The following is a 19,520-nucleotide window of genomic DNA, read 5'->3' as shown; positions in this document are numbered from 1 at the left end:
GGTCCGACTTGCCGCGCCGGCGGCGGTCAGTCCGGTCGGGCCGGTTCACGTCGAACACTTCCACGCCCTGGGCCAGCAGGTAGCGAGACAGAGCCGCCCCGAAGGAGCCGGTCCCCTCCACTCCGGCCCGCCGCAGCGTGCCCAGCTCCCTGGCCCACTCCAGCAGTTCGCGGTATCCGGCAGCGGTGGCCGGGAACACCTCGGTGCCGATCACTTCCCCGACCAGGGAGAGCACAGCAGCCACATGAGTGTCCCGGTGCGTGTCCACTCCAAGGACCCCTTCCCCCACCGGCCGACGCCGGCGGGTACGCGGGGCAGGGGACGTACCGGTCATTTCCTTCGCTCAAAGCTCCCCGGCCCAGGCAGAGCGCTCTGCTGGAGGAACTGCTCGCGAAGTCGTACGCCGCTCGGGCCGCCGAATCGTGACGTGCGGCGGGCCGCACGAGTCGGTGATGTTGTGACGCATTACCGGGCCCGTGCGGCCTTGTTCGATCCTGCCTGATGCGGCCTTGATGGTGTACTTCTCGGCGTTTTGCGCACCGCACGCTGGGCGTGGAGGAGACCATGCTCCCGCGGGAAGGCAAGTTCGGCCACAGCGTGGGAAGCCCTGAACGACCTGCGCCCCGATTCGCAGTAGATCAACTGCCGCACCCATGGAAGGGGCCGTCTGACCGTGGGTCTGCCAAGCAGCAGGTCGCTGACCGTGGGAGCGCACTGATTCCTGGCGCCGTTGGTGAATCCTGAAGGCTGAACGTGATGTCGACCCTCGCGGTCCGTTGTGGTCGGCCAGAGTCGGATTCGGGTTCGGAGCGCGTCGCGGTGCGCGGCGAGTGCCCCGACTCAGGTGTGCAATCTCCGCGGCGTCCGATGCTCACGTCATGCCGATCCGCCGACCGTCGTCCGTGTCCGGGACGAGCGCGACGCTGAACTGCTCAGGCGCGGGCCGGTGTGGGCCACTCTGTTCCGACCTGATCAGCTGTCCTTGCCCATCGCCTTGCGGACGGCGTCACGAGTCCGGTCGATCACGGCTGCCACGGGTCCGACGGCGACATTCTCCGCCGCCGTCTCGACTCCCGGGTGCGGGCGGGTGGGCGCCATGGCCTCGGCAGCACGGACAGCCGTGGCCATCATGGCAAGCTGCTGCGCTCCGGCCTTCTCGCGCAGCCCGGGGAACTCGTACTGTTCCTCCGAAGCCGCGTGCTGGAGCACGTCCGCGCGCAGTTCCCGCAAGGCGGGCATGAACCCGGGGTCGTCGGGGTTCATGTCATCGAGTCGGCTCAGCTTCTCCTTCGCGGCCCTCTCCTCATCGAGACGGTCGTCGACCACGTGCTCACCGTCCTGCAGGAGACGGCGGGCTGCAGGGTGGACCACTTCCTCCTCGGCGGTCTCGTGGACGGCCAGCAGGCGGACGAGCCTGCGGAATGCCTCCGCCCGGTCGTCGGCGGTGGCGTTCTCGACCTCGGCGAAGAGATCACGGATGTGGTTGTGCTGCTGCATCAGCAGTGCCACGACGTCGTCGTTCTCGCCTGCGTCGTCGAGGTGGGGCATGGCGTCGGTCAAGAGATTCTCCCTTGGGGTGCGGTCCCGAAGCGGCGTCGGCCCGCAGACAGCGGGCACCTGGGCTTCGTCCAGGTTCTCCCTGGTGACGGGCGGCCGCGACCGCGCGGGGCCAAACGGCGCAGGCGATAACCCAGGGCGAGCAGCCGGGATCTCGACCTCGCACGGCTGGCGCGCGCCACTCCGCATCGCGGCTGGCCACGGGGGGTACCCGGGCCGGGTCCCAAGGAGTGCCGGGCCGTGAAGGGGGCGTCGCGATGGGCGTGCACGACCGGATCGCCGAGCTGCGCCGCGTCGCCCGGGAGCGGTTCGGGTGGAGCGACCTGGCCGCCGAGCAGACGGAGGCGATGGAGGCACTGCTCGACGGCCGCGACGTGCTGGTCGTCATGCCCACCGGTTCCGGCAAGTCGGCGATCTATCAGGTGCCGACCATCATGCTCGGTGGCCCCGCCGTCGTGGTATCGCCGCTGATCGCCCTGCAGCGCGACCAGGTCGCCCGCCTGCGGGAGAGCGCGGCACCGGACGCCGTGGCCGTGAACTCCGCACAGCCCCGGTCGGCCACCGACAGCGGCTGGCGGGCGATCCGGGACGGTGATGCCGAATACCTGTTCTTGTCCCCCGAGCAGCTGACCAAAGACAGTGTCGTGGAACAGCTGCGGGAACTGGGCCCCTCGCTGTTCGTCGTCGACGAGGCCCACTGCGTCTCCGCCTGGGGACACGACTTCCGTCCCGACTACCTGAACCTGGGTGAGGCCGCCGAACGGCTGGGCCGCCCGCCGGTACTCGCTCTGACGGCGACGGCCGCAGCCCCGGTCAGGGCGGACATCGTCGAGCACCTGCACATGCGCGAGGCCCACGTCGTGACGACCGGGACCGACCGGCCCACCATCCATCTGGCGGTGCGCACCTTCACCGACGACCCCGCCAAACGCGAGACCGTCGCACGCTGGACGGCCCAGGCGTGCGCCCCGGGCATCCTCTACACCGCCACCCGCAAGGACGCCGAGACGTACGCGGGGCGACTTCGGCAGGACGGAGTGGACGCCGAGGCGTACCACGCGGGCATGAAGGCAGCCGACCGCCGCCGGATCCACGACGGCTTCATGGCCGGCGCTCCCGCCGTGGTGGTGGCCACCTCCGCGTTCGGGATGGGCATCGACAAGGCGGACGTACGGTTCGTCGCCCACGCGTCCGTCCCGGAGTCGCTGGACTCCTACTACCAGGAGATCGGACGCGCCGGCCGGGACGGGGAGCCGGCCCGCGCGGTGCTGTTCTACCGCCCCGAGGACCTGGGACTGCAGAAGTTCCTCACGGCCCGAACCCTGGACGCCGACGCACTGCGCCGGATCATGACCACGCTGCTCGGCCAGGACGCTCCGCAGAGCCGTAGCCGGACCGCGCAGCTGTGCGGCCTGTCGCGCCGGAAGATGAGCGATCTGCTGAACCTGCTGGAAGAGGCGGGAGCGGTGACCGTCGAGGGCAGGCGCCGCGCGGTCCGGGCTCTGCCCGGCCGCATGGCGGACGAGGCCGCCGAAGGGGCGACACGGGTGTTCGAGCGGCGGCGCCGCGTCGACCGCTCGCGCATCGAGATGATGCGCGGCTACGCGGAGACGCCCACCTGCCGCCGCCAGTACCTTCTGGGTTACTTCGGCGAGCAGCTGGACGAGCCGTGCGGGCGGTGCGACGTGTGCGACCGCGACGACGAGCACCCCGCCACCGGAGCCGGGCACCGGCACGCCGCTCCTCCGCCCGGGCACGGCGGGCCCTATGAGACGAACGACCGGGTGCGCCACGCGGAGTGGGGTGCGGGCACGGTGATGCGCACGGAGGAGGACCGCCTCGTCGTGCTGTTCGAGCAGGTCGGCTACAAGACGCTGTCCCTGACAGCGGTACAGGAGGGCGACTTGCTCACCGGCACCTGATGCACCCGGCGACCGGGCCGGGCGGTGACCGGGCCTAGCAGCAGGTGAAAACACCACAAACGGTGTGCCGCGCCGCCTCGGGGTACCCGCCATCGGACACTGTCGGCCGCCGCTGGGGCGGTCGGACGTTGCGGCCGGTCTGCGCAGAGGAGAGATCCATGCCCGAGACGATCAAAGAGCAGACGGTTGAGCAACTGGGCGGCCCGAGCAGCGTGCTGGCCCGGCAACGCCGTGATCATGCCGAGATGGACAGGTTGATGGACCGCTATCAGACCCTGGCGGACGGCGAGGACCGCGAACGGGTCCTGCAGGAGACCGTCCAGCTGGTCTTCAGCCATGCCTTCGCCGAGGAGACCGTGCTGTGGCCGGCCGTCCGGCGCTCGGTCGAGGACGGGCACGAGTTGACCTTGCGGGTCGAGGAGGAACACCAGCAGATCAACGATCTTGTCGCCGACATCGAAAGCCTGAGTCCGGGTTCTGCTGAGCGTGAGGAGAAGGTACGGCGGGTCTTCGCATTGATACGGCAGGACATCCGCGACGAGGAGGATCTCGTGCTGCCCCGGCTGCAGGAAGCGATGCCCGCCGCGCAGCTGCGCCGGCTCGGCACGGCATGGGACACGGTGCGACGCAGCGCGCCCACCCACCCCCACCCCGTCATCCCGCGGCGCCCGCCCGGCAACGCGGTCCTGGGTGTGCCGCTCGGTCTCTACGACCGGATGCGCGACGCCTTCGGACTGAGCACGTCCATGGCTGCGGCCAAGAAGGTGTTCACCGGGCTCGCCGGGGTCCTGGTGCTGGTCGCGGCCGTCGCGATGCGCCGCAAACGACGTTGAACCAACCAGGTGCGGCGCTCGTGCCGAGGGCACCACGGGCCGGCCGTCGACGTCGGCACGCATCTTGATCGGGAGGCATCATGTCCGTGTGGTCATGGGTCCGCGAACACCTGGGGGGTCGCACGACCGAGCCCTCCGCAGAGGTCCGTTCGGGTCGGTCGGAGGACACGGGCGGTAAGCCGGACACCGAGGCGGCGGACCGGCACAGCACGACGGGGACGACGCCCAACGACGTCTTCGTGGGCCGGGTCGCGGGCGACGACCCCGGCTACCTGGAGACGGGCGCCGACAAGCGCGCCGAAACGGACACCGGAGAGGGCGACGAGACCACGACATCGGCGTAGCGAAGACACCGCCCGGCATCGGTGATCGCCCAGCAGGCGTTCCGGCCGGACGACTGGCCGTCCGCTGCCGAATCCGCCCATGTCCTCGCTGTGCCGCCGGCTGAGTGACGGTCGAGCATGGGCGGCGTTCCCTCCTCCCTGTCCTGAAGCGTGTTCTCCTCTCCCCTGAGGGCCGGTACGGCAGGAAGGAAGAGCCATGAGCGACTCCGTCCGGTCCGACACCGCACCGGGCACCGGCTCCGCGTCCCGCAAGGTCCATGGCCGTCTGCGCGCTGGTGCGCCGTCGCTGGAGTGCCGCCGTACGCGGTGCCCCAAAGGTTGACCGGCGCAGCCGGGGCACTCGGTGACCGTCGGCAGCTTCGAGACCCCGAGGGACATGATGAGCGGGACAGCACCAGGGACCGGCGACAGTCGGACGCGGCAGAGAAGGCTGGACATTTTTCTCAATGATCACCTGGCCGGTGGGACGGCCGGTGCAGAGCTTGCCCGGCGCATGGTTCACGAGCACGGAGATTCGCCCTACGGCGACGAACTGAGGATGCTGGCGGCGGCGCTGCGCCGCTCCGGCCACTCCTTGTTGGTCGAGCTGGAAGCGCTGCGGCTGGCAACGCAGGGCAAGGCGCTGCTCTGGCGTGCTCTGCTCGCCGCGTCGCCGCAGGACGCCCGTCTGGACTGGGGGCCGCTGGAGCAGCTGCTGCACAGAGCCCGGCAGCAGAGCGAGACGCTGGATTCCCTGCATGACAGAGCCGCGGCAGGGCTGCTGTCCCCCGCCCCATCGCGGGGAGCGACAGCGGTGACCGCCACCGGGAAGGAGACACCCTCATGATCCGTCCTGAGCACGTGGAGGCGCTTCTCGGATCCGACGCCGATGACGCCACACTGATCGTCACCGCCGGCACCGTCGTGGTCGTTCCGGCGTCGGCGCTGGACAGCGAACGATACCGAGGGGCCCTGGAGATCATCTCCCGGCACGATCTCGTCACCCGGCTCGGCACCAGCGCACCGTCCCGGCGTGACCTCGAGGAGACCGCCGCTCGTCTGGACACCGCTGTCACACGGCTCGGCGCCTGACAAGGCCGGCCTGGCGGTTGGCCCCCGGGACGGCGGGGTACCCGGCGCCAGCCCGTTCCGGCCGTCAGCCGAGGAGACCCCCATGGGCTTCAACCCTCTCGAACACCAAGGCATCCCCCTCGACCGCCAGCTGCGCAACTGGCGGGAGCTGGACGTCGAGCCCGTCGACCCCGACAAGAGCGACCCGTACACCCGCTGTCGGATCATCACGATGAACGGCATCGAGGTCGAGGCGATCCTCTTCAGCCACCAGTTCGCCCGCCGCTGCCCCGACCCGGAGATCAAACAGCAGCTGGCGGAGGTCCGCTACGTCGAGCACCAGCAGCAGAAGGCGGTCAACTGGCTGCTGCCCGGCCTCGCCTCCGTGCTGGAGACGACCATCGCCTACGAGCAGGTGGCGGTCGACCTCACCGGCTGGGTCGCCCGCCACGAGCCCGACCCGTATCTGAGACAGGCGTACGAGTTCGGCGTCCTGGAGGACTTCGACCATCTGTACCGGTACGCCAACCTCTACGAGATGATCGAGCACCGCAAGGCGGAGTCGATCGTCGACGGACTCACCGAGGTGATGCCGGGCCGGCCCACCAAGTTCCACCACCGCCATCCCGCCGACAACGTGCGTGAGCCCTACGACCGCGCGACGGTCGACCCGATCTCCCGGCTGCACGCGCTGACGATCATGTCGGCGGAGCAGCAGACCATGAACTTCTACATGAACGTCGGCCCCCAGTACATGGAGCCGATCGCCCGGCAGCTCTACCAGGAGATCGGGCTGATCGAGGAGGAGCACGTCACGCACTACGAGTCGCTCGTGGACCCGGGCGAGACGTGGTGGGAGCAGCTCGTCAACCACGAGTACAACGAGTGCTACCTCTACCACTCCTTCATGGAGCAGGAGTCCGACCCGAAGGTGAAGGCCGTCTGGGAGCTGCACCTGAACATGGAGCTGGAGCACCTCCGGATCGCCTGCGACCTGATGCGCCGCCACGACGGGCGGGAGCCGCAGGAGATCCTGGCGCCGGAGCTGCCGAACGTGCTCACCTTCGAGGAGAACAAGCAGTTCGTGCGCGGCCTCCTCGACACCCAGATGGACCTGACCACGCTCGGCACCGGCTACGTCCGGGACGCGCACGAACGGTTCGAGCGGATGCAGGAGCAGATCCACGGTGGGGAGGAGCCGCCCAGCGAGCGGGTGATGGCCCAGCACCGGAAGATGTTCGGCCGCGAGTACCGGATGGAGACCGAGGGACCGCATCCCGACGTCGCTTCGCGGGAGAGGAGCTGACATGGCCGGCATCGCCGCATCCGACGCCGACGTCGTGGCCCTGCTCATGCGCCAGCACGGCGACATCCGCAATCTGTTCGACGAGGTGGAGAAGACCACCGGGGACGAGCGGCGGGCCGCCTTCCGTCGCCTCGTCCGCCTGCTCGCCGTGCACGAGACGGCCGAGGAGGAGGTGATCCATCCCTTCACCCGCCGGACAGGGCCGGGCGGCGAGAAGGTGGTTGAGGAACGGCTGCGTGAGGAACGCGAGGCCAAGGAGCTGTTGTCCCGCCTGGACGGGATGGACACCGACGACCCGAAGTTCCTTCCCGAGCTGCAGGTGCTGCGCCTCGATGTGATGCGGCACGCCCGGGCCGAGGAGCGTTACGAGTTCAACCACATCCGCCGCCACTCGGACAAGGCCCGCCTGGCCTCCATGGCCACGGCACTGCGTGCCGCCGAGGCCATGGCCCCGACCCACCCGCACCCCGGCACCGAGTCCGCGGCGAAGAACCTGACCCTGGGCCCCCTCGCCGCCCTCGTCGACCGCACCCGGGACGCCGTACGTAAGGCCATGGGCAAGGACGGATAGCCGACCGAACCCGGCACGGTGGACCATGAACGCAGACGACAGCACCTTCCTGGCCCGGGGTCTGTGGCGCTCAGGCTGCCGGGCCAGGACCTGGGTTGGGCGCGACGCTTCTGCTGACCAGCTCGGTCTGGAACCCGTCGACGAACGGCCCGGTGGGGCTGCTCTACCGTGCGGGGGCCCCGGGACGTTGGGTTGAAGGGGGGTCGCCGACTGCCCCGACGGGCCCGAGTCGGCTTCGTCGGCGTCGCTGCCCGTGCGCTCGGTTGACCGCCGCCGGTGGTGCCGTAGCCGCCGGGAACGCCGGGGACGCTGTCGGCGTCGCAACGGCGGCTGGCCGCCTTTGGAGAGACAGCGAAACGGAAGCAGGGCACCCGCCGCGCGCTGGGCGCCCACCCTGACGGGCCTACAGCCGGTGTCGTGGTCGATGATCATCGCAGCCCAGGTGCTTGTCGACGAAGAACTCCGCGTAACAACGGTCGTCGGTGCGGTGCCGCAGCAGCTCCCTCCACAGCTCCGCTGCATCGGCGACGGCTTTGACGATCTCCTGGAGGGCAGCCGAGAAGATGCAGGCTCGAGAGCGACGCGGCATCACGTGGGTGGGCGGCGCGTTGAGTGCCCCCGAGCGAAGGGACTCAGTAGGTTTTGTCCGCATACACATCCAAAACCGATGCCCGACGCAGGGCGGCGAGCGACCGGTGAGGCGGCCGCAGCGGCGGGGCGGACAAGACTTTCGGGAAGGCGCTACGTGAGTCCCAACGGCTCTGACCTCCCCCACGCCCTGGGGGGCGCGGGCGGTACCCCCACGCCGCGGCGGCCGACGCGGCGGAAGCCCGTGCAGGCACTGACTGCGGGCCTGGTCCTGGCGACCGCCACCAGTTGTACGTACAAGGACTTCCCCCGCCTGGGGATGCCCACCCCGGTAACGGAGGAGGCTCCGCGGATCCTTTCCCTGTGGCAGGGTTCCTGGGCGGCTGCGCTAGCGGTGGGAGTGGTGGTCTGGGGGCTGATCCTGTGGGCGGCGATCTTCCACCGGCGCAACAGGACGAAGGTCGAGGTTCCCCCGCAGACCCGGTACAACATGCCGATCGAGGCGCTGTACACCACGGTTCCGCTGATCATCGTCTCGGTCCTCTTCTACTTCACCGCCCGCGACGAGTCCGAGCTCCTCGCGCTCTCCGAACGGCCGGCCCACACGATCAGCGTGGTCGGCTTCCAGTGGAGCTGGGGCTTCAACTACATCGAGAACGTGGACGGCAAGGCAGATACGGGCAACGCGAACGCCGATCCCGACCTGAGGATTGTTCCGGACAGGTACAGCAGGGATTTCCCCGAGGGCGCCGAAGGTGTCTACGACGTGGGCGTCCCCAGCACCCGCAACCCGCAGACCGGTAATCCCGGCCCGACACTGTGGCTACCGAGGGGCGAGAAGGTCCGGTTCGTCCTGTCCTCGCGTGACGTCATCCATTCTTTCTGGGTGTTGCCGTTCCTGATGAAGCAGGACGTTTTCCCGGGCCACAATGTCAATGCCTTTGAGGTGACGCCCAACCGTGAGGGCACCTTCCGGGGGAAGTGCGCCGAACTCTGCGGCGTCGACCACGCCCGGATGCTGTTCAACGTCAAAGTCGTCACCCCTGACCGCTATCAGCAGCACCTCAAGGAACTGGCCGCGAAGGGGCAGCGCGGCTTCATTCCGGCGGGCATCGACATCGCTGACCCGGCCAGAAACGCTGAGCCACGCAAACTGTAAGGACCCGGCCATGAAAAAGGCCACGGCCGACCGTGTGCGAGGCGGTGCTGGAGCAGGCGAGCACGGTGCACTCGCTCCAGCCCTGGCAGCACAATGACGGGGTGGCTTCGCCGTGAGCCTGGGGAACTCTGCGGCGACGGCCCGGCGCAGGTCGTCAACGAGCCAGCGCCTCATCAGCCAGGAATTGGCGCCACACGGCGTTGATCAGCCGGAGTGTCGAGCGAACCGTCCGGTTCAGCGAGACGGCGGTTCCACCAGCCGGGGCGGGCCGCCGCGATCGCCTTCAGCCGGCGGTGTTCCGCACGCTGGGCGGCGATGAGGAGGGGAACCAGCGGAGGAGTCAGCGGCAGGCGTCGCGTAGCGGAGTCGTTCTCCAGGAGCAGGGCTGCCACGGCCGCGGTACCGGAGACGTAGAGGATCGGGTTGTAGTACGGCATAAGCCGCGGGCCAAGCCCTTCGCAGTCCGTGAGCCACGGAAGACCCAGCCGCGTCCGCCTGCGCGGCCAGCCCGTCAGGTGGGCGATCACCGCAGCCAGGCTCACGCTGTTGAGCACGGCGAAGGCCGGATCGTCCTGCGAGGGCCGGGTGCCCCCCGCGCGCCAGGCCGTTGCCGTACCGACGGCCCACGCGGTCGCAGCGGTGAATGGTCCGAGAAGGGACGCCAAGGGCATCCCGACGCCTGCGGCCAGTTCGAAGAAGACGTGTCCGGCTGTCGCGGCTGCGGTGACCCTGGTCAGGGGCCGCCGTCGGCGCGCCGTCCGGTTCATCGCCGTCACCTCCCCCGCCTCCGGGCGTTCCGCCTGCTGTCCTGCTCATGGCCGCCCTGGTGCGGGCGGCATCGGTCCGACGGTGTGGGTCGCACCGGCTCGCTGCCCTGTTGCGGTTGCCGCCGCGGGTACCCAGAGCTGCGCGTCGCCACCCACTGGCCCTCGCGCGTATACCCGGCGGCTGATGATCGCGGATCTACCGCATGCGTGAGCGCGCGGCGCCGGGTCAGCACCGGCCGTACGGTGGACCGGCGGGGCGTCGTAGCGTTTTACGGGGAGGAGGTTTCACCCACCGCCTGCCTCGGCCGTCGACCGGTCTGGCAGGCAGCCACCACAGCGAGCGCTGGAGGGCCGGTTCCGATGGCCACGCCGGTTATGGACAGGGCGGAGCAGACTTCCGCCGCGTCCCCGTACATCACGGCCACCTTCCGGATCCGCCGGTTCAACCCGGAGGTCTCCGCGGAGGCGACCTGGCAGGACTTCCTGGTCGAGATCGATCCGAAGGAGCGCGTCCTCGACGGTCTGCACAAGATCAAGTGGGAGCAGGACGGCTCGCTGACCTTCCGCCGTTCCTGCGCGCACGGCATCTGCGGGTCGGATGCCATGCGGATCAACGGCCGCAACCGGCTGGCGTGCAAGACACTGATCAAAGACATCAACCCGGGCAAGCCCATCACAGTCGAGCCCATCAAGGGCCTGACCGTACTCAAGGACCTGGTCGTGGACATGGAGCCGTTCTTCCAGGGCTACCGGGACGTGATGCCGTTCCTCATCACGACTGGCAACGAGCCCACCCGGGAGCGCATCCAGTCCGCGGAGGACAGGGAGCGCTTCGACGACACGACCAAGTGCATCCTGTGCGCCGCGTGCACATCGTCGTGCCCGGTCTTCTGGACCGACGGCCAGTACTTCGGGCCGGCGGCGATCGTCAACGCGCACCGCTTCATCTTCGACAGCCGGGACGACGGCGGTGAGCAGCGGCTGGAGATCCTCAACGGAAATGACGGAGTGTGGCGCTGCCGCACAATCTTCAACTGCACCGACGTGTGTCCGCGTGGCATCGCCATCACCAAGGCGATCCAGGAAGTGAAGCGGGCGCTGATCACACGCCGCATCTGACCGGCAGCGCGCCGACGCCGCCGGCTCGGGCCTGGGCGAGGACCCGTTCGGCTGCGCTGGTACCTGCGCTCGGGGGCTTTCCAGCCGACTCGGTGTCGGTGCAGCCGGTGACGGGCGCTGTCACGTGCTGCCGTTGGTGCAGCCGGCGATGCGCGCCGTCACGTGCTGTTGTCTCCGTGGGTCGGTCCGTCAGCCTGTTCGGCCGGCTGGGGATGGTCGCGTTGGAAGGTGGCGTACAGCCACCACAGGGACGGCAGCAGGAGGACTGCTCCGACGGCCAGGGAGATCAGGCTGGCCGACAGGACGGTGTCGGTGGCGGCGGCGTCCTGGAGTGTGACGCCGGGCAGCAGCCGGGGGTACTGGGCGATTCCCCAGCCCCACAGCAGGCCGGCGACTGCCAGGGCGGCTGTCAGCCGCACGGCCAGAAAGTGCCGGCCCCACATCAGCAGGGCCAGGGAGACCAGCCCCGACGCCACGGAGAGGATCAGCAGGGGCAGGGCGCTGCCGGAGGTGAGTTCGGAGTAGAGATCGGGTGCGTCGGCGTGCAGGACGACGAGCCCTGCCGCGGACAGGGCACCGACGACGAGGCCGGTGAGGAGTGCGCGGCGGCGGAACGCCTCGGTCAGCGGCGTATCACCGGCTCGCTGGGCGTCTCGGGTGAGATAGACCGCGGCGAGATAGGCGGCGGTTCCCACCGCGAGAGCCCCGCTGATCAGGGAGGTGGGGTTGATCCAGCTGGAGACGGTGTCGCCTTGGGTGACGCCCGCGGGGACCCGGCCGGAGGCCACCGCGCCCGCCACGGTGCCCAGGAAGAAGGGCGTGGCGAGGGAGGAGAAGGCGAAGGTGGCGCCGAAGAGGCGTTGCTGCCAGATCTCCACGCTGACCTTGCGGAAGGCGAACGCCGCACCGCGGGCGATGATCCCCAGGGCGGCCAGGGTCAGCGGAATGTAGAGGGTGGAGGCGATGGCTGCGAAGACGGGCGGGATACCGGTCCACAGCAGCACGATGACGAAGATCAGCCAGACGTGGTTGGCCTCCCATACGGGACCGATGGAGTGCTCCACCAGGTCGCGCTGGGGCCTGCCGCGTCGGGTGGTTCCGGCGAGCAGGTCCCATACCCCGCCGCCGAAGTCGGCGCCGCCGAACAACACGTAGGCGGTCAGGCCGATCCACAGCACGGCCAGCGTGGTCTCGGGCAGTGACATGACCGGTGTCCTACCTTCCGCTCGGCGTCTCAGACGACCTTGAACTCGGCGACATCGCGCTCCTGCGGGGCGATGGGCACCGGCTGGGCACGGGCCAAGAGGCGCAGCACATAAACCGTGGCCACGGTCAGCACGAGATACACGACGCTGACCACCACGAATCCCCACACCACTCCGGGTGCCGGGTTGACCGCCTCGGAGGTGCGCATGACGCGGTAGACGATCCAGGGCTGGCGCCCCACCTCCGTGACGACCCACCCGGCCTCCAGCGCCAGTACCGCGGCCGGACCGGAGAGCGCGGCGGCGCGCAGGAACCACCGGGTGCCCGGCAGCCGTTTGCGGCGCCGCCACACCAGGCCGAGCCAGGCGGACAGGGCCAGCAGCGCGAACCCGGAGCCCACCATGATCTGGAACGCCCAGTGGGTGATGTTGACGGGCGGGCGGTCGCGCGCCGGAACCTCGTTCAGCCCCGTGATGCGCGCATCAGGGTCGAAGTGCGCCAGCAGGGACAGGCCGCGCGGGATTTCCAGGGCGTAGCGCATCTCGCCGTCGACGGCGATACCGCCCACATGCAGGGGAACACCGCGCGCGGTGTCGAAGACCCCCTCCATGGCGGCGAGTTTGACGGGCTGGTTGTCCGCCACGAAGTGCGCCGCCCAGTCACCCACCCCGATCTGCACCGGGGTCACCAGGGCGGCGATCGTGAACGGCACCAGGAAGCCGAGCCGGTGGTACCGGTCGCGGCGGCCGCTCAGCATCGCGACTGCGTACACACTGGCCATGAGGAAACCGGCGACCATGAAGGCGGCGAGGATCATGTGAACGGTCTGCGGCGGGGTCGCCGGATTGAACATCGCCTCCCAGGGATCGACGGCGACGACCCGGTCGCCCCGCATCTGGAAGCCCACGGGTTGCTGCATCCAGGCGTTGGCTGCGACCACGAAGAAGGCGCTGGCCACGCCCGCGACGAGGATCGGCAGTGCGGTGAGCATGTGCTGGCGGGGCGGCAGCCGGTCCCAGGCGTACAGGTAGATGCCGAGGAAGATCGCCTCGATGAAGAAGGCGATGCCCTCCAGTGAGAACGGCAGGCCGATGACCTGTCCGTAGGTGCCCATCATCCCGGGCCACAGCAGGCCCATCTCGAACGACAGGATGGTTCCGGACACCGCTCCGACCGCGAACAGCACCCCCATCGCCTTCGCCCACCGCCGCGCCAACAGCCGGTAGTGCACATCCCCCGTGCGGTGACCGCGCCACTCGGCGAACACGGTGATCGCGGGCATCCCCACCCCCAGGCAGGCGACGATGATGTGCCAGCCCAGCGACAACGCCATCTGCGACCGTGCCGCCCCCAAGCCGCCGGCCTCGGCAGCGGACAGCACGTCCCCCACAAGCGCGGATCCGCTCACCCGAATTCCTCCTCATGGCAGACATCGGGCGCAGACCCGGCACGCGGGACATGAGACCACCATGGCCCGCAACCCGGTGGCCACCAGGCCGCCCTCCGCGCCAACGTGCAGGAACGGGCCCGGTGCAAAACCTCGCGTCCCTCGCATCGACCATCCGGCAGCCCGGGTAGAACCGGCTGGCCGCCGCCGGGCAACGCCGCCAAGGTATGGCACCCGACAGGCATGTCACAGCAGCGACGCGACGTCAGCCGCAATCGGCACAGGCTCCGAGCAGCGAGGCCCGCAGGGCGGGGCTGGCCGTCTGCTAGCGGAGTGGTGGAGTACAGGGTGGATCACTTGGCCTCGCAGCCGATGCCGTCACCGTCCCGGTCAAGGCGGTCCGGGGCGTCGGGAGCCGCCCCAGTCGGGGCCTGAACGCCCCGGGCAGTCCACATCGGGAACCAGCGGGAGGCTCGTCCGGGAGGTCCGGGAGGTCCGGGAGGTCCGGGCGTGCCGGGGTGTCCGGGGCAGGTGAGTCAGGCGAGTCGTTCGTTGCCTCTTTCGGGCACCACCTGCTGGCAAGCTCGTCGTTCCCCCGCATCTGCTGCGGCTGCGGCAGCCGTCGGAACGGCGGCCGAAGCGCACGGCTGCCGGATCGCACCCTGCGGGACGCCTTCGCTGCGCCACGGTCACCCTGGCAGGTCCTGAACCGGATCTTGGTGTGGCTACCGACGCTGACGGCCATGTCGGCCAACTCCCCTCTCTGGGACGGGCACGACACCGGCTCACCCTGCGGAGAGAAGGTGACCGGGCAAAGTGACCGGGGTCGGCCTCGTGGGGCGGCTCAGAGCGACGCGGAAGAAAACCTCGTGTGCTCGGCCCTGACTAGCTGATCAAGTGGCCGCAGCCCTCAGGTACTGCCGCGTAGCCAACCGTGGCGAGAGGCGGTGGAGACCGCACAGACTGGCACTTGGAGTGATGCCCTGTCGCTGGCGCAGGATGCCAGGCGCGCATGGCGAACGGCCGGGCCGGTTTCCGCGATCGCGGGTACGCTGCCGACCAGGCGCGAGGGTCGGGGGCGTGGGGTGCGTACCGGAACGCTGGCCGTGCTGGCCGGGACCTGCGGGCTGCTGGGCGCCCTGCTGGGGCTGGCCGCGAACGCGGCCACCGGGTATGAGAAATGGCCTGGACCACTGGATCAGGTGCGTGCCCATGCCTGGCCCATAACCGGCGTCCTGGGCGGAGCCCTGGTGGTTCTCGCGGTCCTGGCCGTCGTTATCGAGCGCCGCCCCGAACCTGCGGCCCGTACCGATCCCCGTCCACCGGGCCCGCCGCTCGTTCCCGATCACTTCGTGGCTCGCGAGCAGAGCCGTGAGGTCGTGACGGCCGTGTGCACCGGTGGTGGTCAGGTGGGCATCACCACGTCGCTGCGGGGATCGGGCGGGTTCGGCAAGACACTGCTGGCCAAGTACGTGTGCGGGCAACGACAGGTGCAGCGGCACTTCCGTGGACGGGTGTACTTCCTGACGGTGGGCCGGGACGTGCGCAGTCGCGCGGAGATCGCCGCGAAGGTCGGTGAGGCCGTCACGCTGATCACCGGAGACACCAGCACGCCGACCACTAACCCGGAAGCCGCAGGAGCGCACCTGCATCGGCATCGTCCCCGAGGTCGCGCAGCACCGTACCCAGCACCCCGCCCTGCGCTTCGTTCCCCTGACCAGCGCACCGCCGAGCCCGGTCAGCCTCGTCCACTTTCCCGACACTCAGCAGACGCTGATCCGCCGGTTCCTGGACGCCGCCCAACAGGCAGCCACACAAGTGGCCACCCCTGGGTGATCGCACATAGCTGCAGATCGGATGAGGGTGCTGTCGATCAGCTGGTTGAGTAGGAGCCGGTCGCGGTAGCGGACCTGGTGGATGCGAGTGAACTCCATGCCTTCGCCTGGAGACCGTCCCGACGCCGAGGAGGCCGAGGCGCTGCTCCGGGCGATACGCGTCCTGGGCGTGCCCGCGTGGCTGTCGTACACGGTCGCCGGCGACCGCACCCGGCCAGCAGCCCCTGGAGGAGGCGTTCGCCCTGGCCGCCGCCATGGTCGAGGTGATTCGCGGTCGACGCGCACTGCTGCGCGCCACAGGATATGGGCGGCGCCATCGCGACGGCGGCCCGGGTGACCGGCAAGCCGGTCGTCGTATACCCGGACAGCGGTGAGGCCTGGGACACCGAGGCCCACGCGCGGACCGGCTGCTCCGGCTTCACGGCCGAGCAGGTGACCGGCTGGGAGCGGGCCGGGGCACGGCTGACCGGCGGGCTCCGCCCGGTCGGTCCGTAGGCGATCATGGCAATCTTGGGGACGGTGAGCGAGGCCCGTGCCGTGTAACTCCTGTGAACCATGGGTTGGTTGATGCTTCAAGATTGCATAGTAGGTTTCCCCAAGCCCACTGTGCTGATCAAGGAGATCCACCTTGACTGAGGTGCCACCCCCCACCCAGGAGGAACTGGACGCGTTCGTACGAACCCGTCTGGCGCTCGCCGGTTTCGATCTGACACTGCTGCCGGAGCAAGGGGACGCCGAGACCGGCGTACCCACCCGGGCCCAAGTCCTGGAGAACCTGCGGTCATTCGTGGCATCCGTGCCCGGGGCCATATCCGCGTGGACCCCGTCCGCCGAGAGCCCTGCGTACGCCCAGCAGGAGGCACCTCCCCTCCTCTACCCGTCCATCGCGGAGGCATGGACCGGGAAAGTGGGCGAGTGATGGCGGACAGAGCACTCAACAGGCGAGTCTTCCTGGCGAGTTCGGCCGCGATGGCGAGCGGGGTGGCGCTTTCGGCGGCGCCGGCCCAGGCCCGCACCGCCCCGCCCCGCATCCCCGACGTCGACGTACGGCAGGCCGCGCGGAACGATCCCTCCGAGGCCACCCTCGCCGAGGCCGTCGTGCTCATGCGGCGCGGGAAACTCACGGCGACGGAGCTCACCGAGGCGTACCTGGAGCGGATCGAGCGGTACGACGCGGTGTACCAGGCGTACGCGCAGGTCACCGGAGAGGCTGCGCTCGCCGCCGCGCGCAAGGCGGACCGGGGCCAGGGCCCGCGGGATGTCCTGCACGGCATCCCTCTGTGCGTCAAGGACAACTACTTCACCGATGGCGTGCCGACGCGCTGTAACTCCTTCATCTTCGAGGACTTCGTACCGGACGAGGACGCGACCGCCGTGGCCCGTCTGCGGGAGGCGGGCGGGATCCTCCTCGGGAAGGGGCAGATGGGTCCGCTGGCGACCACGCGGGCCACGACGCCGAACGGCACGGTGACCACGGTCAACGCGTGGACGCCCGACGATCCGTCCGTCGACCCGGGCGGCTCCTCCACGGGACCCGCCTGCGCGGTGGCCGCGCGGCTCGCGTCCTCCTCCATCGGCACCCAGACCGGCGGTTCGATCGTGCTGCCGTCCAACCAGCAGAACCTGACCGGGCTGAAGCCCACGATGGGGCGGGTCTCCCTGCACGGCGTCATACCGCTGTCGTTCACCCGAGACCACGCGGGGCCGCTGGCTCGGGATGCCATGGACGCGGCGATCATGCTCCAGGTGATGGCCGGTCCGGACGCCCGTGACCCGCGCACCCTGGGGCTGCCGGACGTACCCGACCTCATCAGGGCGGCAACGCCCCTCGGAGCGAAGGGAGTTCGTGTACGCCGGGCCACGAAGGTCGGCGTGCCGGCCGACTTCCTCTCCGACCGGAAAGAGCTGCGCAGCACCTTCCTCGACCGGCTCGGCGCGATCCCCGGTGTCACGCTCGTCGATGTCACGTACCCGGACGACTGGGCGCTCCTCACCGGCACCTTCAACGCGGCACGGCTCTGCGAGCGCACGGAGCCGTTCCGGCACTGGCTGCGCGCCGATCCGGCCAAGCTCGGTGTGGTGCTGCTGAGTTGGCTGCAGGGTCTGATGCTCTCGGGCGACGAGTGGATCACAGCCCAGCGCGCCAAGAACCACCTGCTGAGAGAGGTGCTCGACGGCGTGCTGAACCAGTGCGACGTGATCCTCCAGACCGGCCCCGTCCCCTTCGACCTTCTCGGCCTGCCCGAGATCGCCTTCCCCATCGGCTTCGACGGCGACGGTGTCCCGACGGGCGTCATCCTCGGCGGCCAGCCGTACGAGGAGGACCGCCTCCTGGAGGTCGCCGCGGCCTACCAGGCGGTCACGGACTGGCACACCCGACGCCCGGCGGACCCGACCGGGAGCCACGCACGGCTCAGGGCGTCGACGGCCCGCCCGCGCCTCTCGGCGGAGGAGGTGGCGGCCACGTCGGCGTAGCGCGCCACACGTGCTTTGGGTGCGGTAAGGGCCGCAACATGATGAAGACCCGGCCGGCGTCCGGGGAGTAACACGGCAGGAAGCGGACGGCCGCCCTGGGAGCCGTCCACGACGCCGAGCCGGCGGCGCGCACGGTGGACGACGTCATCGCCGACCCCGGTCGGCATGGCGCCGCCCCTCCCGTATCCCCCGAGCGCCGCTTCCGGGCCGAAGGCCAGGTCGAAGCGGTTGTACGGCTCAGTGAACGACACCGCCGCCGAGGTGGTGGCCTCCGTGTTCGACCAGGCAAGCAGCGCCGGCCCTGGTCGTCCTCGTCGACGGTGCCCGCCATCAGATCGACCTCATCGAGGCCGAAGCAGAGCAGCGCGGTGCGGACATCCACATCATCATCGACCTGATCCACGTGCACGAACATCTGTGGCGAGCGGCCTGTTGCCCGGACGACACCGGCGAGGCCTCCGCCGAGACCTGGGTCGTCCGCCGCGCCCGCACCCTCCTGGCCGGTGACGCGCAGCGGATCACCGCCGCGCTCAAAGCGGCCGCCCGCACTGCATGACTGCGCTGCGCCAAACGCAAGGGCATCGAGGCGGCCGTGAACCCCCTGGCCAGCAAGGCCGAATACCTGCGCTGCGACACCGCCCCGAACACGCGGCTGGCCCATCGCAGCCTGCATCATCGAAGGAGCATGCCGCCACCTGACGAAGCCCGCCTGGACATCACACCGGCGCCCGCTGGGGCCTGGCCGGTGCTGAAAACATGACCGGCTCGTACTCACCGCCTGATCGACAGCACCCTCATTGAATCCGCACCCATCGCCCATCGCGGCCCGGTGAGCAGAATCTATGCCTGAGATCTCCCGCCGAGCCGGCCTTCCACGAGGCCGGCCTCTCTTCCGTGCTGCGGGTCGCGGTCCATGGAACGTGGGTGCAGCTGGGCCGGTGAGCGGCCCGCGCCGACACAACGTCAGCAACACATGCTCAAGAAGCGACACATGCCACTCGTACGCATCGATCTCATCCGCGGACGCCGTATCGACGAAGTGCGGGCGGTCGCCGACGCGACGCACCGGGCACTCGTGGACGTGCTGAACATCCCTGAGCGGGACAGGTTCCAGATCATCACCGAGCACGACGCCGATCACGTCGTCGCCCTCGACGCCGACCTGGGCTTCGAGCGCACCGATCGCATAGTGATGATCCAGATCTTCACCCAGACAGGACGCACCACCGAGGTCAAGCAACGCGTCTACCACACCATCGCCAAGCAGCTGGAAGCCCTCGGTATCAGCGGCGAAGACGTCTTCATCAGCATCATGGAGAACGGTCCTCAGGACTGGTCCTTCGGCCACGGGCGCCCCCAGTACATCGAAGGTGTCCTGCCCGTCCCCGGCCGCTGAGAAAA

21 protein-coding genes and 3 pseudogenes are annotated in these 19,520 nt (G+C 69.6%); 17 read left to right on the top strand and 7 right to left on the bottom strand.

The features are described 5' to 3' along the window. Window positions 1-7 precede the first annotated feature (7 nt). Together CLM62_RS51110 and CLM62_RS06250 are read right to left on the bottom strand one after the other, a co-directional pair. Window positions 8-334: pseudogene (locus CLM62_RS51110) on the bottom strand (transposase); the annotation flags it as partial. 638 nt (window positions 335-972) lie between these two features. Beyond that, window positions 973-1,548 (bottom strand): hemerythrin domain-containing protein, encoded by a 576-nt coding sequence (locus CLM62_RS06250; protein ID WP_095748864.1) that lies wholly within the window; start codon window positions 1,546-1,548, stop codon window positions 973-975. Window positions 1,549-1,814: 266 nt separating this feature from the next. Here CLM62_RS06250 and CLM62_RS06245 point away from each other — a divergent pair, with 266 nt between their 5' ends. The 8 genes from CLM62_RS06245 to CLM62_RS06215 all read left to right on the top strand — a co-directional run bounded on the left by CLM62_RS06245 (window position 1,815) and on the right by CLM62_RS06215 (window position 7,583). Then, window positions 1,815-3,479 (top strand): RecQ family ATP-dependent DNA helicase, encoded by a 1,665-nt coding sequence (locus tag CLM62_RS06245; protein ID WP_095748847.1) that lies wholly within the window; start codon window positions 1,815-1,817, stop codon window positions 3,477-3,479. A gap of 158 nt (window positions 3,480-3,637) precedes the next feature. Then, entirely contained in the window at window positions 3,638-4,312 is a 675-nt protein-coding gene (locus CLM62_RS06240; RefSeq protein WP_095748846.1) for a hemerythrin domain-containing protein, read from the top strand. Window positions 4,313-4,392: 80 nt separating this feature from the next. Next, entirely contained in the window at window positions 4,393-4,656 is a 264-nt protein-coding gene (locus CLM62_RS06235; RefSeq protein WP_095748845.1) for a hypothetical protein, read from the top strand. 196 nt (window positions 4,657-4,852) lie between these two features. Next, a complete protein-coding gene (locus CLM62_RS51105; RefSeq protein WP_257003690.1) occupies window positions 4,853-4,978 on the top strand; it encodes a hypothetical protein in 126 nt (41 codons plus the stop codon). A gap of 171 nt (window positions 4,979-5,149) precedes the next feature. After that, a complete protein-coding gene (locus CLM62_RS06230; protein ID WP_306457888.1) occupies window positions 5,150-5,482 on the top strand; it encodes a hypothetical protein in 333 nt (110 codons plus the stop codon). Then, window positions 5,479-5,727 (top strand): hypothetical protein, encoded by a 249-nt coding sequence (locus tag CLM62_RS06225; protein WP_095748844.1) that lies wholly within the window; start codon window positions 5,479-5,481, stop codon window positions 5,725-5,727. The genes CLM62_RS06230 and CLM62_RS06225 overlap by 4 nt, the downstream gene beginning before the upstream one ends. 82 nt (window positions 5,728-5,809) lie before the next feature. Continuing rightward, complete coding sequence (locus CLM62_RS06220) at window positions 5,810-7,012, top strand: hypothetical protein (RefSeq protein ID WP_095748843.1); 1,203 nt, start codon at window positions 5,810-5,812, stop codon at window positions 7,010-7,012. Window position 7,013: 1 nt separating this feature from the next. Further along, window positions 7,014-7,583, top strand: a complete 570-nt coding sequence (locus CLM62_RS06215) for a hemerythrin domain-containing protein (RefSeq protein ID WP_095748842.1) — start codon at window positions 7,014-7,016, stop codon at window positions 7,581-7,583. Window positions 7,584-7,986: 403 nt separating this feature from the next. On the opposite strand, the gene CLM62_RS49805 is transcribed toward CLM62_RS06215, so the two are convergent. Beyond that, the gene (locus CLM62_RS49805; RefSeq protein WP_179381961.1) at window positions 7,987-8,172 is read right to left on the bottom strand and encodes a hypothetical protein; all 186 of its coding nucleotides are present in this window, start codon (window positions 8,170-8,172) and stop codon (window positions 7,987-7,989) included. Between the two features lie 156 nt (window positions 8,173-8,328). Here CLM62_RS49805 and CLM62_RS06210 point away from each other — a divergent pair, with 156 nt between their 5' ends. Next, a complete protein-coding gene (locus tag CLM62_RS06210) occupies window positions 8,329-9,330 on the top strand; it encodes a cytochrome c oxidase subunit II (protein ID WP_257003689.1) in 1,002 nt (333 codons plus the stop codon). A 173-nt stretch (window positions 9,331-9,503) separates the two neighbouring features. Here the strand turns inward: CLM62_RS06210 and CLM62_RS06205 are convergent, their stop codons facing one another. Beyond that, window positions 9,504-10,097, bottom strand: coding sequence for a hypothetical protein (locus CLM62_RS06205; protein ID WP_095748840.1), 594 nt, complete (start codon window positions 10,095-10,097; stop codon window positions 9,504-9,506). A gap of 360 nt (window positions 10,098-10,457) precedes the next feature. Between CLM62_RS06205 and CLM62_RS06200 the strand changes: the two genes are divergently transcribed. Next, window positions 10,458-11,216 carry a succinate dehydrogenase iron-sulfur subunit gene (locus CLM62_RS06200; RefSeq protein WP_095748839.1) on the top strand — a complete coding sequence of 253 codons (759 nt, stop codon included), beginning with the start codon at window positions 10,458-10,460 and terminating at the stop codon, window positions 11,214-11,216. 158 nt (window positions 11,217-11,374) lie between these two features. Here CLM62_RS06200 and CLM62_RS06195 read toward each other — a convergent pair whose 3' ends face one another. The 3 genes from CLM62_RS06195 to CLM62_RS52935 all read right to left on the bottom strand — a co-directional run bounded on the left by CLM62_RS06195 (window position 11,375) and on the right by CLM62_RS52935 (window position 14,264). Then, window positions 11,375-12,421: a cytochrome d ubiquinol oxidase subunit II gene (locus tag CLM62_RS06195; protein ID WP_095748838.1), complete on the bottom strand. Its 1,047-nt coding sequence runs from the start codon at window positions 12,419-12,421 to the stop codon at window positions 11,375-11,377. Window positions 12,422-12,450: 29 nt separating this feature from the next. Then, window positions 12,451-13,830: a cytochrome ubiquinol oxidase subunit I gene (locus CLM62_RS06190; protein ID WP_257003688.1), complete on the bottom strand. Its 1,380-nt coding sequence runs from the start codon at window positions 13,828-13,830 to the stop codon at window positions 12,451-12,453. Window positions 13,831-14,162: 332 nt separating this feature from the next. Then, on the bottom strand, window positions 14,163-14,264 hold the full coding sequence (locus tag CLM62_RS52935) for an excalibur calcium-binding domain-containing protein (protein WP_095748837.1): 102 nt from the start codon (window positions 14,262-14,264) through the stop codon (window positions 14,163-14,165). 143 nt (window positions 14,265-14,407) lie between these two features. Here CLM62_RS52935 and CLM62_RS52930 point away from each other — a divergent pair. The 7 genes and pseudogenes from CLM62_RS52930 to CLM62_RS06155 all read left to right on the top strand — a co-directional run. Further along, window positions 14,408-14,594, top strand: a pseudogene (locus tag CLM62_RS52930) (glutamate-cysteine ligase family protein); the annotation flags it as partial. Window positions 14,595-14,756: 162 nt separating this feature from the next. After that, window positions 14,757-15,698 carry a hypothetical protein gene (locus CLM62_RS49800; RefSeq protein WP_179381968.1) on the top strand — a complete coding sequence of 314 codons (942 nt, stop codon included), beginning with the start codon at window positions 14,757-14,759 and terminating at the stop codon, window positions 15,696-15,698. A gap of 64 nt (window positions 15,699-15,762) precedes the next feature. Next, a pseudogene (locus tag CLM62_RS06170) lies at window positions 15,763-16,139 on the top strand (homocysteine S-methyltransferase family protein); the annotation flags it as partial. Between the two features lie 133 nt (window positions 16,140-16,272). After that, the gene (locus CLM62_RS06165; protein WP_143658950.1) at window positions 16,273-16,563 is read left to right on the top strand and encodes a hypothetical protein; all 291 of its coding nucleotides are present in this window, start codon (window positions 16,273-16,275) and stop codon (window positions 16,561-16,563) included. Further along, window positions 16,563-18,119, top strand: coding sequence for an amidase (locus CLM62_RS06160; protein ID WP_218835565.1), 1,557 nt, complete (start codon window positions 16,563-16,565; stop codon window positions 18,117-18,119). Before CLM62_RS06165 ends, CLM62_RS06160 begins: the two co-directional genes overlap by 1 nt. 403 nt (window positions 18,120-18,522) lie before the next feature. Beyond that, complete coding sequence (locus CLM62_RS49795) at window positions 18,523-18,675, top strand: hypothetical protein (protein WP_179381967.1); 153 nt, start codon at window positions 18,523-18,525, stop codon at window positions 18,673-18,675. A 435-nt stretch (window positions 18,676-19,110) separates the two neighbouring features. After that, window positions 19,111-19,515, top strand: coding sequence for a tautomerase family protein (locus CLM62_RS06155; protein ID WP_095748861.1), 405 nt, complete (start codon window positions 19,111-19,113; stop codon window positions 19,513-19,515). Window positions 19,516-19,520: the final 5 nt, after the last annotated feature.

It is taken from the genome of Streptomyces sp. SA15 (assembly GCF_002291145.1).
Classification (GTDB): Bacteria; Actinomycetota; Actinomycetes; order Streptomycetales; family Streptomycetaceae; genus Streptomyces.
This window is presented reverse-complemented; position numbering and strand designations above follow the sequence as displayed.

What these genes read in the sequence shown, in the direction of transcription:
- CLM62_RS06160 (WP_218835565.1), top strand. Translation starts at nt 16,563, where the DNA reads ATGGCGGACAGAGCACTCAACAGGCGAGTCTTCCTGGCGAGTTCGGCC.
- CLM62_RS06245 (WP_095748847.1), top strand. Translation starts at nt 1,815, where the DNA reads ATGGGCGTGCACGACCGGATCGCCGAGCTGCGCCGCGTCGCCCGGGAG.
- CLM62_RS06225 (WP_095748844.1), top strand. Translation starts at nt 5,479, where the DNA reads ATGATCCGTCCTGAGCACGTGGAGGCGCTTCTCGGATCCGACGCCGAT.
- CLM62_RS06220 (WP_095748843.1), top strand. Translation starts at nt 5,810, where the DNA reads ATGGGCTTCAACCCTCTCGAACACCAAGGCATCCCCCTCGACCGCCAG.
- CLM62_RS06155 (WP_095748861.1), top strand. Translation starts at nt 19,111, where the DNA reads ATGCCACTCGTACGCATCGATCTCATCCGCGGACGCCGTATCGACGAA.
- CLM62_RS06205 (WP_095748840.1), bottom strand. Translation starts at nt 10,097, where the DNA reads ATGAACCGGACGGCGCGCCGACGGCGGCCCCTGACCAGGGTCACCGCA.
- CLM62_RS51105 (WP_257003690.1), top strand. Translation starts at nt 4,853, where the DNA reads ATGAGCGACTCCGTCCGGTCCGACACCGCACCGGGCACCGGCTCCGCG.
- CLM62_RS06195 (WP_095748838.1), bottom strand. Translation starts at nt 12,421, where the DNA reads ATGTCACTGCCCGAGACCACGCTGGCCGTGCTGTGGATCGGCCTGACC.
- CLM62_RS49805 (WP_179381961.1), bottom strand. Translation starts at nt 8,172, where the DNA reads ATGCCGCGTCGCTCTCGAGCCTGCATCTTCTCGGCTGCCCTCCAGGAG.
- CLM62_RS06235 (WP_095748845.1), top strand. Translation starts at nt 4,393, where the DNA reads ATGTCCGTGTGGTCATGGGTCCGCGAACACCTGGGGGGTCGCACGACC.
- CLM62_RS06250 (WP_095748864.1), bottom strand. Translation starts at nt 1,548, where the DNA reads ATGCCCCACCTCGACGACGCAGGCGAGAACGACGACGTCGTGGCACTG.
- CLM62_RS06230 (WP_306457888.1), top strand. Translation starts at nt 5,150, where the DNA reads ATGGTTCACGAGCACGGAGATTCGCCCTACGGCGACGAACTGAGGATG.
- CLM62_RS52935 (WP_095748837.1), bottom strand. Translation starts at nt 14,264, where the DNA reads ATGTGGACTGCCCGGGGCGTTCAGGCCCCGACTGGGGCGGCTCCCGAC.
- CLM62_RS06215 (WP_095748842.1), top strand. Translation starts at nt 7,014, where the DNA reads ATGGCCGGCATCGCCGCATCCGACGCCGACGTCGTGGCCCTGCTCATG.
- CLM62_RS06240 (WP_095748846.1), top strand. Translation starts at nt 3,638, where the DNA reads ATGCCCGAGACGATCAAAGAGCAGACGGTTGAGCAACTGGGCGGCCCG.
- CLM62_RS06200 (WP_095748839.1), top strand. Translation starts at nt 10,458, where the DNA reads ATGGCCACGCCGGTTATGGACAGGGCGGAGCAGACTTCCGCCGCGTCC.